Raw genomic sequence first — 13965 nt, forward strand, 5'->3', positions numbered from 1 at the left:
TGCCTTAAAACAAAAAACCCCGCAAAGGCGGGGTTTTTCAAATATCGAGATGATTACTCAGCTACGATATTTACGTATTTACGGTTTAAAGGACCTTTCTGTTCGAATTGAACTTTACCATCTGCTTTTGCGAAGATAGTGTGGTCTTTACCGATACCTACGTTTGCACCAGCGTGGAACTTAGTACCACGTTGACGAACAATGATGCTACCCGCTAGAACTGATTCGCCACCAAAACGCTTAACACCTAGGCGTTTGCTTTCTGAATCGCGACCGTTACGAGTACTACCAGCTGCTTTTTTATGTGCCATTTCTAAGTACCTCTAATTAAGCGCTAATGCCAGTGATTTTAACTTCAGTGAACCATTGACGATGGCCCATTTGCTTACGAGAATGCTTACGACGTCTAAATTTAACAATCTTCACTTTCTCACCGCGACCGTGTGAAACAACCTCAGCTGTCACTTTACCACCGTTTACGAACGGTACACCGATCTCGATTTTCTCACCATCAGCAACTAAAAGTACTGAATCAAATTCAACTGCTGCACCAGTTTCAACGTCTAATTTCTCAAGACGAATTGTTTGACCTTCAGTCACACGGTGCTGTTTACCACCACTTTGGAAAACCGCGTACATAATTAACTCCGTCTGTGCGCCCTCAAATCGACGCAACTAAAATATTCTTCAATAGGGCGCGAAGTTTACGCTAATGCGCAAAAACTAGCAAGCCTCTTTTTAGATAAAATGAATAAAAAATAGCTGCATTAAGGGCAATTCAATATTTTCCCTTATTTTATCCTAAAAACACCGCTTGCCAAGCGGTTTTTGCGATCTTGTGACAATTAAATGACCGAGGCAAATATAGCTAATAAATCAGTCTAGAATGTTCACTTATTAAACAAGTAGATAAAATTAAGTCGCTATAATTGAGCCGAAAACAGAAACTTTAACGTGTTTTTTTATTGAATCATCACAAAATATCGAGCAAGCGCAATTTTTGATGTACAATCAGCCTCGTATACCCATAAAAATTGGCTCGGAGATCAATGGATATAAAAGCTATCCAGGCGTTAATCGAAAATGAAATGGATGACGTCAATCAACTTATACATGCCCAAATGCGCTCAGATGTCGCGTTGGTTAATCAACTTGGTTTATACATAGTTAACAGTGGTGGCAAGCGTGTTCGCCCCATGTTGGCTATTTTAGCAGCTAAAGCTTTAGGCTATGAGGGTAAAGATCACATTACCCTAGCAACCATCATTGAGTTTATTCACACAGCAACTTTGCTGCATGATGACGTGGTTGATGAGTCTAATTTGCGTCGAGGTACACCTACCGCAAACGCAGAGTTTGGCAATGCAGCCAGTGTGCTCGTGGGTGATTTTATTTACACTCGCTCATTCCAGCTTATGGTTGGGCTTGGCAAAATGCCGATCATGCAAATTTTAGCTGATGCGACCAATGTCATTGCTGAAGGTGAAGTGTTGCAGCTTATGAACTGTAATGACCCTAACACCACCGAACAAAGCTATATGCAGGTTATTTACAGCAAAACCGCCAAGCTTTTCGAAGCCGCAACGGGTCTTGCCGCTATCATTACCGAGCAAGACGAAAAAGTCCTCGACGCATTAAACCTATACGGCATGCATTTAGGAACTGCTTTTCAACTAGTAGATGATGTACTTGATTACAATGCCGATGCACAGCAACTTGGCAAAAACATTGGTGATGACTTAGCTGAAGGTAAACCTACTTTACCGCTTATTTACGCGATACAAAAAGGCACACCAGCGCAAGTAAAACTAGTTCGTGAAGCCATTGAACTAGGCAATGGTATGGATCACTTAGACAGCATTCTAGCGACGCTCGCTGATACCAAAGCCCTTGAGTTTACAATGCAAAAAGCAGAGCAAGAAGCTGATAAAGCCATTGCATGCATTGCTTTTTTACCCGACACGCCATACAAACAAGCGTTAGAAAGCTTAGCGCGGATTGCGGTCGCCCGCGATCACTAAGCGATACTTTATTCGAGCCATTAAAAAAGCCTGCAATTGCAGGCTTTTTTGTTTTAAGCGCTTCAACATGCATGTGAAGCGCTTAGCATCAATCGAGATTAACCGTTGATGAAATCAACACCTTCTTGGATGTCTTTGTTAAGTGTCGCTAGCATGTCGTTCTTAGCTTGCTCTTCGAATGCACTTAACTCACCGTAAGAAAGAATTTCTTCAACACCGTTCTTACCTAAACGTACTGGGTGTGCGAAGTAAGCAGCATCACCATTTTCAACAGCAACGTATGCGTAATCTACCACGTCTTCACCTTGTAAGCCTTTCACTAAAGACATACAAAAACGAGCCGCTGCGGCACCCATTGAAAGTGTTGCTGAACCGCCACCAGCTTTAGCGTTAACAACTTCAGTACCTGCATTTTGGATACGTGGAGTAAGTGCTGCAACTTCTTCATCAGTGAAAGTAACGCCTTCAACTTGTGAAAGAAGTGGCAGAATTGTTGTACCAGAGTGACCACCAATAACAGGGACTTTAACGTCAGTTGCGCTTAAGCCTTTAAGCTCAGCTACAAACGCTTCAGAACGGATCACGTCAAGAGTCGTAATACCGAATACACGGTTAGCATCGTAAGTACCCGCTTTTTTGAATACTTCAGCAACGATTGGCACAGTGCCATTTACTGGGTTAGTGATGATACCTACTAACGCTTTAGGACAGTTTTTAACGATGCCTTCAGCTAATGTTTTGATGATACCTGCGTTTACGTTGAAAAGGTCCGCACGGTCCATGCCCGGCTTACGTGGCATACCCGCTGGAATAAGAACGATATCACAACCTACTAATGCAGCGTCCAAGCTGTCTGCACCAAAGCCTTCAACTTTAACGTCAGTTGGGATGTGAGAAAGATCAACCGCTACACCAGGAACAACAGGGGCAACATCGTATAACGATAATTCAGAACCTGCAGGTAAACTTGTTTTTAATAATAAAGACAATGCTTGGCCGATACCGCCAGCTGCGCCTAAAACAGCAACTTTCATTGGAATTCTCCGTAATTTGAGGTAGGAAATATTTGTGGCCCTAAAGATAATGAAATTAGCGACTAAAAACAAATTTATCCTGCTTATTTCGCGTATAATTTCGACCATAGTTGTAAACTTAGCTGTAACGTGACGGTATTTGGACGACAAATGCAAACAAATACTGCATAACTATGCAGAATTGTGTAGAATTACTTCATATTTGATGAATAAAAGAAACGACAACATGCAACCACAAGACAAACAAGAAGCACTGATCAAAGCGTTTAAATCGTTATTAAAAGAAGAAAACTTTGGCTCACAAGGTGAGATTGTCGAAGCATTAAAAGACCAAGGCTTTGATAATATTAGCCAAAGTAAAGTCTCACGCATGTTGAGTAAATTTGGCGCTGTACGCACACGCAATGCAAAACAAGAGATGGTGTATTGTTTACCTGCCGAAATGGGTGTGCCAACTGCAAAGAGCCCTCTTCGTCAGCTTGTTATCGACATCATGCACAACGAAATGATGATTATTATTCGTACCAGCCCAGGGGCTGCACAGCTGATTGCCCGATTACTGGATTCATTAGGTAAGGCAGACGGTGTACTGGGTACAATTGCAGGCGACGACACTATTTTTATCGCCCCTGCAAAAATTTCTGAAATCGATGTCACGCTAGACCGTGTTAGAACATTATTCGATACAGTTTAACGTTAAAGCTGCTTCAAAAAGTTTACTGACGGGGCGAAAAATGCAGACCCCATGTCGGCTTGTGTAAAATCGAGCCAATGGTCATAACATTCGCCCAGCCCTAATCGGCTTTTGAGTACCTGTTCAAACGCATCACCTTGCGCTGCACACGACACCATTAAAATGCCCTGTTTATGAACGTCACCAAACGGCATGCTTTGATTGAGTATGAGAGGCTGACCCTTTTCATCTTTTAATTCACTTCGTACTGCATGACTCGTTTCAACAGCTGGCATTATTAACGTGTTATCAAGACGTGTACGCCCCATGATTTGCTCTTGCTCAGATAACGACAAATGTTGCCACACGCTTAGGTCATGCACAAAACGCTGCACATGAATATAACTTCCCTGATCTTCAAAATGACCCGGCTTATCAATCAGTGCGGCGCTTCGCTTTTGTCGCCCATGCGGAGTGTCTCCCGCATAAATAAAGCCATTAAAATCACGGCCATCTAAAAAGCGAAAGTTACGAACTTGTTCCACCAGCTCAACATCAGGTGTAAATAATTTAATGATTTGTAGAGCAAAAAGGTGATTTACATCTTCACGATCAGAGCGAATTTGCACAAACAAATCGAATGGCTGCGCACTCATGACGTGCTCACTGTGCGTCACATTTGGAAAGCTTTGTAATTGGCTTGGAATAAACTCTGGCAGTATATGCGGCCAGTACTGCGCACCAAGCGCAACCACACATGACAACATGGCTTCAGAGAATTGGTCTGCAAACTCGTCTTGAATGACGCTTACGCGTTTAAGTTTTTTGCGTAATGACTCATCGTGACCATCATAAACATTAAAAAACAGGTGCAAACCGTGTAAGTTTGCTTCAGCACAAATCCCAGATTGCGCTTGCGCCATAATGAATCCTTAGCTACTCGTTATCAAACATACAGACAAGGAATTCAGGATTATAACGTTCTGTTTAATCTTCGAAAAAATTGACCGTATGTGGCATTATTTTTATTTTTACTGGTTGCTCGACCGCTAGTACACGATCATTTTCGGCAGCAACTTCTAGCTCCTGCCCAGCAATACGTACCTTATACACATAACGCGTACCGATAAAACGTCTGTTGAGTATGGCTTGACTACTTACATCGCCGTGCTCTGCCTCACATAACTTAATATGATGAGGTCGTACATACACCACACCGTGTTGACCTTGATGCTTGCTTTCGGTTAGCGAATGTATGACACCATACGTCGTTTCATATTCAGTTGGCGTTAAGACTTTTGCCGTTAAGTATATGCCCGTACCAAGAAACTCTGCAACCTCCTTTGAGTTAGGTTGGCTAAATAACTGCTCGGGAGTGCCTTGTTGCGCTATTTTTCCACCGTGCATCACCGCAAGCGTATCAGCAAAGGCAAACGCTTCTTCTTTTGAGTGCGTCACAAAAACAGCGGAAACTTGTTGGTCTTTTATAATCCGACGAATATCAGCAATTAGTTCAAAACGCACTTGGGTATCAATGTTCGAAAATGGCTCATCAAGTAGTAATAAACTGGGTTTATATGCCAAAGCTCTCGCTATTGCGACACGTTGTTGCTGCCCACCGGAGAGTTGATGTGGGTATCGTTTTGCACAGCCATCTAGTTTAACCAACCTGAGCATTTCACTCACGCGCTCACGTTTTTGTGCTTTACTCATATTGCTCAAACCAAAGGCAATGTTATCGCTTACTGTTAGATGCGGAAACAAAGCGTAATCTTGAAACATCATGCCGATATTTCGTTTTTCTGGCGCAATAAAGTGATGATTGTCATTGACCACTTGTGAGTCGATACTCATGTATCCTTGCGATGGCTGTAAAATACCTGCAATTGCTTTTAACGTGGTGGTTTTACCACACCCACTGGCGCCTAATAAACAGACTATTTCGTCTTGCTTCACATTTAGAGTAAGCTCACTCAATACCTTAGTGCCATTATATTGGTAGGCTAAGTCTTTAATTATCAAATGACTCATGAGTGATTGTGCTCCATCGAACGATTAACGAAATACAAAGGAATTAGTCCTACTAAAACAATAAACAAGGCCGAAATAGACGCTAACTCTAATTGTTCATCACTGACATACTGAAAAACATGCGTGGCCAAAGTTTCAAAGTTAAATGGACGCAAGAGCAATGCGGCGGGTAGCTCTTTCATACATTCAATAAATACTAATAATCCTGCGGTTAATATACCGCGTTTTAGCAAGGGTAAATGAACTTTATACAGGGTTGTAAAAGGCCCTTTGCCCATTGATTGACTTGCCATATCGAGTGAGGGGCTGATACGTAAGAAACTACTTTCAAGCGCCCCATGCGCAATTGCATAGAAACGCACTATATAAGCAAAAACCATCGCAAATAGAGTACCACTTAATACTAGACCTAACGAAAAACCGTGCGGCTCTAACCATGCATTCAGCAAGTCATCAAGCTGCGTTAAAGGCAGTAAAACGGCGATAGCAAGCACCGTGCCTGGTAGTGCGTACCCTGTACTCGCTAGACGTCCAGGAATAAGGGGGTAACGGTCTTTACTTATGCGTTGATAAAACAGCACACATAAGCTCAGTATAATAGTCGCCAGGCTCACGACGACAGCAACCTTGAGGCTTTGCCATGCATAATTAAAAAATGCACCATTCCACGCATCTTCCGCATACACAATAGCGTACTTCACAAGCACTGCCACGGGTAATAAAAACGCCAGCAGCAAAGTAAGGCCACAGGCTATTGTTGCCCCCCAGGCTGCGCTGCCTTTTAAGCTGTATAACGTCGCACTATTAACACTTGATTGGCGCTCATACACGGCTTGGTTTCTTCGGCTGTAGCGCTCAAGCATCAGGGTTAAGAATAAAATGAGCAGCATAATGCCAGAAATTTTTGCAGCCGCAGTGAGAGAGTAATACCCCAACCAGGTATCGTAAACGGCGGTCGTCAATGTACTCACAGCAAAATAATTCACTGTTGCAAAGTCAGCCATCGCCTCCATGCTAATTAAGGTAATACCCGCCACAATAGCGCCGCGGCCAAGTGGCAAGCTTACTCGTAAGAAGCTTTGCAAAGGGGACAACCCCATTAACTGGCTGGCTTGCACAAGTTTAAATGATTGCTCTCTCAGTGCTGTTTTGAAAATTAAATACAGGTAGGGATACAACACAAGGGCAATCATCACAATTGCTCCTGTTAAGGTACGAATATCGAAAAACCAATAGTCATCCGGCGATTGCCAACCAAACCAATCACGTAGCGCAATTTGTACGGGACCTGCATAATCGAGTAAGTCCGTGTAAACATAAGCAATTAAGTAGGTCGGCATGGCAAGTGGCAGCATGAGCGCCCACTCAAATTGCTTTCGCCCCGGAAACTCACAATACGCAGTCAACCACGCTAATGGCAGCGCGATGAGGCAACTTAAAAGCCCGACTCCAGCAATCAAGAATAGAGTATTGCGGGTGTAATCCCACAACACAGTATCAAACAAGTGCTGAAACACATCAGAGCCTCCTTGCAGAGACTCCACTAATAAAAAGCCAAGAGGTGTTACAAGCAATAACCCGATAAACCAAGCTATTAACTGCCAGCGAGACAACGAAAACTTCACATGCATACGAGGCTGTTATTCCTTCATTAATAACAGGGCGATATAAAACAAAAGCTGTTTAAGCAATGCCGCTTAAACAGCTTTTTCAAATTTTTAAGCTGGAATAACGCTTTGTGCGTTATAAATCAAACTTCACTTCATCAATTAGCTTAAGTGCCACAGGGCGATATTTGCTAATTTCATCAAGCGACAAAGTATCTTCTTTAAATTTGCCCCATGATGCCACCATATCAGATAAAGCAACCCCTTGTTTTACTGGGTACTCCATATTGACTGAGGCATACATATTTTGCGCTTTATTGTCGGTCATATACTCAATCAGTTTCAAGGCATTTTCAGGGTTTTTGGCATATTTCGTCATCACCACCCCCGATACATTAATATGTGAGCCTCGGTTTGTTTGATTAGGGAAGTTAATATGCACCGCTTCAGCCCATGACTTTTGCTGCTCATCCTGCAACATTTTACCAAAGTAATAACTATTACCTAAGGCAATATCACACAGCCCTTCTTTTACCGCTTTAACTTGTGCACGGTCGTTACCTTGTGGTTTACGAGCTAAATTTGATTTTACGCCTTCAAGCCATTCTTTTGTTTTTACTTCACCGTGATGCGCCACCATAGACGCTACTAGGCCTAAGTTATAAGGGTGCTTACCAGGGCGCGTACATAATTTACCTTTATATTTTGGATCGGCTAAGTCTTCATAACTCAGTGTGGGTAACGCGCCAACTCGCTCTTTTGCTGAGTAGACATTGCGCACTCGTTTAGTAAGTGCAATCCACTGCCCTTGTTCATCACGAAAAGTACTGGGGACATTTGCATTAACAATATCACTGTTAATTGATTGCGTTAAACCAAGCTCTTCTAACTGTACAAGCGCACTAAAATTTGACGTCAAAACGAGATCAGCCTTGCTATGCTTACCTTCGCGCTTTACGCGTTCAATCAGGCCCTTTTTAGCAAAAACAACATTGGTTTTTATGCCCGTTTGCTGAGTGAAATCATCTAAAATTGGTTGAATTAAAAAAGGTTGTCGGAATGAATATATATTAACGACATCCGCTGAAAGTGCAGGTGTGCTTAGTAAAGCCGTGAATAAGACTAACGCTGTTTTTTTCATTATTTAACACCTAAATAAAAACAATTCTCAAAATATTTTACCTACACTTAAGGCAAAGTGCACCTGTTAATAGTCATAAAACAATCATGTTAGCTGCCATTTAGGAAGTTACTTGTGAGAGATATCTTACCTACATGGCAGCTATTGAGTAAAAGCAGACAGCAAAAACCACATAAAAACCCATAACAAACTGAAAATAAACAATTTAATTAAAATGACAATAAAATGACCGCTATTTTAAGCACGATTTTGACCTACTCGCGCTTGGCAATTTCTCTATAATTAACTTATCAGCTAAGCATGAAGCTTTATGAGTAGATGGATAGGGAAGCATTACTCATATCAAACCTCGGATAAGGTTCATTAGGATAGTAAGGATATTAGGACAGGCTCAGGAAGAGTAACGCAAGGGAATGACAGCTTATGGACAGCATCAGGATGATGTGAAATGGAATAACAACAGGGTGTTGTTATACAGGAGTTCAAAAAGTGGAATAAAGGACAGGTCGTAAGGACAACGCAAGGGAATTGCTAATAAAGGGATAGCATCACGATGATGCGTAATGGAAAGGTAAAGTATTTACCAGCACGGATGTAAAGGAATGGACAGGATATAGACCCGGAGAGTCTTTATTACACAGAACAACTAAGTACAGTGTAATGGCATGGATTTGCAAAGTTTATGGAGTTGATTAGATTCAATTGCAGGATGCAGAAAATTAAGAAGATTCCGCAAGCGCGACTAGAGATAGTTCGCGCTTTTCTTTTGCATACTACCTACCCGCAATAATACTCAATCATTTTAAAGGATTAAAAGCTGACGTAAACAACGTTAAAAGTTTCTCATTTAATAAAACCTAATCACAAAACTGATACCTTGTTACCAACGCGCTTTTTTACCTCTGACTTTTATTGCCTCAACTTTTATTGCCTCAAAATAGAGCGCTCAATAAATCAAATTGATACAAGAATTACTCTGGGCGACCTTTGTTTCTTTTACCAAGCAAATAGGCATCTCTAAAGTTAATAAAGTGCTCTTCTAGCCTGTTGGTTGCTTCTTCTTCACCGGCAAGTGCCAAAACCATAATAGCAACTTCAGCCGTTCCTAGCTGGTGTTCATGGGGAGCGACACGTAAACGATAATCAGACAACTTTTCAGGCGTGATAGACAGCACGGGTAAGTGATCTAAGTAGGGACTTTTACGGATCATCTTTTTAGCTTCACGCCAAGTGCCATCTAAAAAGATAAAAAGCGGACGCTTGCCTTGTTCAGGTATCACCTCGGTAATCACACGGTTTTCGTCCTCAACATCACTGGCAGGAAAAATAACCATCGGCTGATACTGAGGATCGGCCAATAAACTTAGAAGCGCGGCATCAGGGTTTGTTCGATCCCATTTAAATGCGTGGTTATCGGGAATGATTTCGGCAATTAAGCGCCCTGTATTAGAGGGTTTAAAACTCTCGTTATGATACATCAATAGGCATACAGCGGCTTCACATTCAGCCTGTTGAACACCTTCACAAATGCAGTAGTGTTCTGCTAATAAGCACCGTTCGCAGCGTGTGAGTTTTGCTCCTCGGGCTTTAAATTCTCGGCGAGATTCGCCCAATTGTTTAGCACGAAGTACCAAGACGGAGTTATTTGAGATAGTAGCCACTGTGTTTACCAGAAAATTGAACGGCGCGTATTGTAGCTAAAAATAGCAGGAATAGAAATCAATGCGAGTGGTTAGTGGTTAGTGGTTAGTGGTTAGTGGTTAGTGGTTAGTGGTTAGAAAAAAATAACCCCACATTTTTTATGTGTGTAATCTAACTTCTACTTTATCGGGGTCAGATCAAACTTCTAACTTCTAATCTCTAACTTCTAATCTCTAACGTCTAATCCCTATAAATAACAAAAAACCCAGCCGGAGCTGGGTTTTTAAAACGATTAGTCAAAAGAACTTACTTCTTTTTAACTGCTTTTTTGTTTGGAAGGTCAGTAATTGAACCTTCGAAGATTTCAGCAGCTAGACCGATTGATTCGTTTAGCGTTGGGTGAGCGTGAATAGTTAACGCAAGGTCTTCACCGTCTGCGCCCATTTCAACTGCTAAGCCGATTTCGCCTAGCATCTCACCAGCATTGATACCAACCATAGCACCACCGATAACACGACCAGAGTCTTTATCGAAGATAAGCTTAGTTTGACCTTCAGTACGTGCTGAAGCGATTGCACGACCAGACGCAGCCCATGGGAATACAGCTGTTTCGATGCTTAAACCTTGCTCTTTCGCTTCTTTTTCAGTTACACCAACCCATGCAATTTCTGGATCTGTGTAAGCGATTGAAGGGATACACTTAGGATCGAAGTAGTGCTTCTGACCAGAGATAACTTCTGCCGCAACGTGTGCTTCATGAACCGCTTTGTGCGCAAGCATTGGTTGACCAACGATATCACCGATAGCGAAGATGTGATCAACGTTTGTTTTAAGTTGCTTATCAACATTAATGAAACCACGCTCATCAACGTTAACGCCCGCTTTATCTGCATCAAGTAGTTTACCGTTTGGAGTACGGCCAACAGCAACAAGTACTTTGTCGTAACGTACAGGCTCAGCAGGTGCGTTTTTACCTTCAAATGTTACATATAAACCGTCGTCTTTTGCTTCAACGCCAGTTACTTTAGTAGATAGCATTACGTTAAACTTGTTCTTAACGTATTTTTGGTAAATCTTGATAACGTCTTTATCAGCAGCGGGTACTAATTGATCAGCAAACTCAACAACGTCGATTTCAGAACCCAGTGCACGGTACACCGTACCCATTTCAAGACCGATGATACCACCACCTAGTACAAGTAGTTTCTCAGGAACGTCTTTAAGCTCAAGCGCACCAGTCGAATCAATTACACGGTCATCTTCAGGGATGAAAGGTAGATTTACTGGTTGTGAACCTGCAGCAATAATAGCATTGTCGAATGTGATTGTTGTTGTACCTTCTTCACCTTCAACAGCCAGGGTGTTGCTACCAGTGAATTTACCGTAACCATAAACCACTTTCACTTTACGCATTTTAGCCATGCCGTCTAGGCCGCCAGTTAATTGACCGATTACAGACTCTTTCCAATCACGGATTTTGTCTAGGTCAATTTCAGGCTTACCAAAAGTAACGCCATGAGATGACATTTCTGCTGCGTCATCAATCACTTTAGCTACGTGTAAAAGTGCTTTTGAAGGAATACAACCCACGTTTAGACATACACCGCCTAATGTGTTGCGAGACTCTACCAATGTGACTTCTAAGCCCAAGTCAGCAGCACGGAAAGCTGCAGAATAACCACCAGGACCACCGCCTAGTACAACAACTTGAGTTTTTAATTCGTTGCTCATGCTATTACCTTAAATGTTTGAACGGGAACACTGCCCCTAAGTTAAACTGCCATGTTTCTGCAAGGCAGAAAGTGAGAGCAGATATCTATACAAAGATTGTTCTATGGCAAAGATTGTATCATTGCCAATGGTAAAAATCCCAGCAAAAAACACCTTGCTGGGATTTGATTCTTATAAATTATGACGCGATTACATCACCAATTGGCGAATATCGCTCATATAGCTTGCTAGCGTCACAGTAAAGCGTGCTGCTAGTGCACCGTCAATAACCCTATGGTCGTATGACATTGATAATGGAACCATTAACTTAGGTTCAAACTCTTTGCCATTCCATTTAGGTTTCATCTCTGATTTAGAGACACCTAAAATAGCCACTTCTGGTGCATTTACGATAGGCGTGAATGCGGTACCACCGATACCACCAAGGCTTGAAATTGTAAAACAACCGCCTTGCATGTCAGATGACGTTAGTTTGCCATCACGCGCCTTAGCCGACACGTCCATTAGCTCGCGAGAAAGCTCAATGATGCCTTTCTTATCAACATCTTTGAATACTGGCACAACCAAACCATTAGGTGTATCGACTGCAACACCAATGTTGATGTATTTCTTCAAGATTAAACTTTCACCGTCTTCAGACAACGAAGAGTTAAATGTCGGGAACTCAGCCAGAGCTTTCGCTGCTGCTTTCATGACAAACACAAGTGGCGTGATTTTAACACCCAGCTTTTTCTTCTCAGCCAGTGCATTTTGCTCTTTGCGGAATGCTTCAAGACTGGTGATATCAGCTTCATCAAACTGTGTAACGTGTGGGATTTGCACCCAGTTACGGTGTAAGTTAGCACCTGACAGTTTTTGAATACGTGATAATTTCTTCTCTTCAATCTCACCAAACTTGCTAAAGTCAACTTTTGGCCATGGAATAAGACCCAGCTCACCACCGCCTGTATTGCCTTTGCCTGCATTGCCAGATTCAACTTGCTTCACAAGTTCTTTAACGTAGTTTTGCACGTCTTCTTTAACAACACGGTTTTTACGACCCGTGCCTTTAACGTTTGCTAAGTTAATACCAAACTCACGCGCTAAACGACGAACAACTGGCGATGCATGTGCATACGCGTTGTTATCGGCAAACTCTTCTTTGCTAGCTTGTGCTGAAGCTGGCTTAGCCGCAGGGGCTGCCTCTGCTTTTGCTGCTGGCGCAGGTGCCGACTCTGTTTTCGCTTTAGGCGCTGATGCTTTAGCACTGCCTGCAACTTCAAATACAAAGATAAGAGAACCTGTTGAAACTTTATCGCCTGCAGCAACTTTGATTTCTTTAACCGTACCAGCAAAGGGTGCTGGTACTTCCATTGAAGCCTTATCACCTTCAACGTTTAAGATTGATTGATCTTCTGACACGCTATCGCCAACAGCAACCATAACTTCGGTTACTTCAACTTCATCACCACCGATATCAGGCACGTTAACTTCTTTTGTGCTTGATGCCGTGTCAGCGGGCGCTTCTTCAGCAGGTGCAGACTCTGCTGTCGGAGCGTCAGAGTCACTTGATGCTGTTTCGAAAACAAAGATTAAAGAGCCTGTTTTAACTTTATCGCCTGTCGCGATTTTGATCTCTTTAACGGTACCCGCAAATGGTGCTGGTACTTCCATTGACGCTTTGTCACCTTCAACGCTTAATAAAGATTGCTCTTCTTCAACTGTATCACCAACAGCAACCATGATGTCAGTCACTTCAACTTCGTCGTCACCGATATCTGGTACCGTTACGTCTTGCGTCGCTGAACCTGAAGATTGCTTAGCAGGCTCTGGCTTTGATTCTTCTTTTGGTTCAGAAGATGCAGAAGCTTGCTCTTCACCTTCGAAGATCATAATAAGTGAACCCGTCGTAACAGTGTCACCTTCGGCTACTTTAATTTCTTTAACCGTTCCTGCTTGTGCAGCAGGAACTTCCATTGATGCTTTATCGCCTTCAACCGTTAATAACGACTGATCAACCTCAACCTTATCACCAACGCTAACAAGGATTTCGGTTACTTCAACGTCATCGCCACCGATATCTGGTACTTTAATTTCAATACTCATT

12 protein-coding genes are annotated in these 13965 nt (G+C 42.4%); 2 read left to right on the top strand and 10 right to left on the bottom strand.

The window, feature by feature from the left end:
• Positions 1-53: 53 nt before the first annotated feature.
• A complete protein-coding gene (gene rpmA / locus BWD47_RS19160; protein WP_036965960.1) occupies positions 54-311 on the bottom strand; it encodes a 50S ribosomal protein L27 in 258 nt (85 codons plus the stop codon).
• A 16-nt stretch (positions 312-327) separates the two neighbouring features.
• Complete coding sequence (gene rplU / locus BWD47_RS19165; RefSeq protein ID WP_036965957.1) at positions 328-639, bottom strand: 50S ribosomal protein L21; 312 nt, start codon at positions 637-639, stop codon at positions 328-330.
• A 410-nt stretch (positions 640-1049) separates the two neighbouring features.
• Between rplU and ispB the strand changes: the two genes are divergently transcribed.
• Positions 1050-2021, top strand: coding sequence for an octaprenyl diphosphate synthase (gene ispB, locus BWD47_RS19170; RefSeq protein ID WP_036965954.1), 972 nt, complete (start codon positions 1050-1052; stop codon positions 2019-2021).
• A 98-nt stretch (positions 2022-2119) separates the two neighbouring features.
• Here the strand turns inward: ispB and mdh are convergent, their stop codons facing one another.
• Entirely contained in the window at positions 2120-3055 is a 936-nt protein-coding gene (gene mdh / locus BWD47_RS19175) for a malate dehydrogenase (protein ID WP_036965950.1), read from the bottom strand.
• Positions 3056-3281: 226 nt separating this feature from the next.
• Between mdh and argR the strand changes: the two genes are divergently transcribed.
• On the top strand, positions 3282-3749 hold the full coding sequence (gene argR, locus BWD47_RS19180) for a transcriptional regulator ArgR (protein WP_036965948.1): 468 nt from the start codon (positions 3282-3284) through the stop codon (positions 3747-3749).
• 2 nt (positions 3750-3751) lie between these two features.
• On the opposite strand, the gene BWD47_RS19185 is transcribed toward argR, so the two are convergent.
• The 7 genes from BWD47_RS19185 to aceF all read right to left on the bottom strand — a co-directional run bounded on the left by BWD47_RS19185 (position 3752) and on the right by aceF (position 13964).
• The gene (locus tag BWD47_RS19185; protein ID WP_075594496.1) at positions 3752-4651 is read right to left on the bottom strand and encodes a Dyp-type peroxidase; all 900 of its coding nucleotides are present in this window, start codon (positions 4649-4651) and stop codon (positions 3752-3754) included.
• Positions 4652-4715: 64 nt separating this feature from the next.
• Positions 4716-5759 carry an ABC transporter ATP-binding protein gene (locus BWD47_RS19190; protein ID WP_065979650.1) on the bottom strand — a complete coding sequence of 348 codons (1044 nt, stop codon included), beginning with the start codon at positions 5757-5759 and terminating at the stop codon, positions 4716-4718.
• Positions 5756-7390, bottom strand: a complete 1635-nt coding sequence (locus BWD47_RS19195; RefSeq protein ID WP_065979649.1) for an iron ABC transporter permease — start codon at positions 7388-7390, stop codon at positions 5756-5758. Before BWD47_RS19195 ends, BWD47_RS19190 begins: the two co-directional genes overlap by 4 nt.
• Before the next feature lie 112 nt (positions 7391-7502).
• Positions 7503-8507 carry a Fe(3+) ABC transporter substrate-binding protein gene (locus tag BWD47_RS19200; protein ID WP_036965938.1) on the bottom strand — a complete coding sequence of 335 codons (1005 nt, stop codon included), beginning with the start codon at positions 8505-8507 and terminating at the stop codon, positions 7503-7505.
• 971 nt (positions 8508-9478) lie between these two features.
• Complete coding sequence (locus BWD47_RS19205) at positions 9479-10168, bottom strand: tRNA-uridine aminocarboxypropyltransferase (RefSeq protein ID WP_065979648.1); 690 nt, start codon at positions 10166-10168, stop codon at positions 9479-9481.
• Between the two features lie 286 nt (positions 10169-10454).
• A complete protein-coding gene (gene lpdA, locus BWD47_RS19210) occupies positions 10455-11879 on the bottom strand; it encodes a dihydrolipoyl dehydrogenase (RefSeq protein ID WP_036965933.1) in 1425 nt (474 codons plus the stop codon).
• A gap of 189 nt (positions 11880-12068) precedes the next feature.
• On the bottom strand, positions 12069-13964 hold the full coding sequence (gene aceF, locus BWD47_RS19215; protein ID WP_075594497.1) for a pyruvate dehydrogenase complex dihydrolipoyllysine-residue acetyltransferase: 1896 nt from the start codon (positions 13962-13964) through the stop codon (positions 12069-12071).
• Between the last annotated feature and the right edge of the window lies 1 nt (position 13965).

It is taken from the genome of Pseudoalteromonas sp. PAB 2.2 (assembly GCF_001938575.1).
In the GTDB taxonomy this organism is placed as follows: Bacteria; Pseudomonadota; Gammaproteobacteria; order Enterobacterales; family Alteromonadaceae; genus Pseudoalteromonas; species Pseudoalteromonas lipolytica.

What these genes read in the sequence shown, in the direction of transcription:
- rpmA (WP_036965960.1), bottom strand. Translation starts at nt 311, where the DNA reads ATGGCACATAAAAAAGCAGCTGGTAGTACTCGTAACGGTCGCGATTCA.
- rplU (WP_036965957.1), bottom strand. Translation starts at nt 639, where the DNA reads ATGTACGCGGTTTTCCAAAGTGGTGGTAAACAGCACCGTGTGACTGAA.
- ispB (WP_036965954.1), top strand. Translation starts at nt 1,050, where the DNA reads ATGGATATAAAAGCTATCCAGGCGTTAATCGAAAATGAAATGGATGAC.
- mdh (WP_036965950.1), bottom strand. Translation starts at nt 3,055, where the DNA reads ATGAAAGTTGCTGTTTTAGGCGCAGCTGGCGGTATCGGCCAAGCATTG.
- argR (WP_036965948.1), top strand. Translation starts at nt 3,282, where the DNA reads ATGCAACCACAAGACAAACAAGAAGCACTGATCAAAGCGTTTAAATCG.
- BWD47_RS19185 (WP_075594496.1), bottom strand. Translation starts at nt 4,651, where the DNA reads ATGGCGCAAGCGCAATCTGGGATTTGTGCTGAAGCAAACTTACACGGT.
- BWD47_RS19190 (WP_065979650.1), bottom strand. Translation starts at nt 5,759, where the DNA reads ATGAGTCATTTGATAATTAAAGACTTAGCCTACCAATATAATGGCACT.
- BWD47_RS19195 (WP_065979649.1), bottom strand. Translation starts at nt 7,390, where the DNA reads ATGCATGTGAAGTTTTCGTTGTCTCGCTGGCAGTTAATAGCTTGGTTT.
- BWD47_RS19200 (WP_036965938.1), bottom strand. Translation starts at nt 8,507, where the DNA reads ATGAAAAAAACAGCGTTAGTCTTATTCACGGCTTTACTAAGCACACCT.
- lpdA (WP_036965933.1), bottom strand. Translation starts at nt 11,879, where the DNA reads ATGAGCAACGAATTAAAAACTCAAGTTGTTGTACTAGGCGGTGGTCCT.
- aceF (WP_075594497.1), bottom strand. Translation starts at nt 13,964, where the DNA reads ATGAGTATTGAAATTAAAGTACCAGATATCGGTGGCGATGACGTTGAA.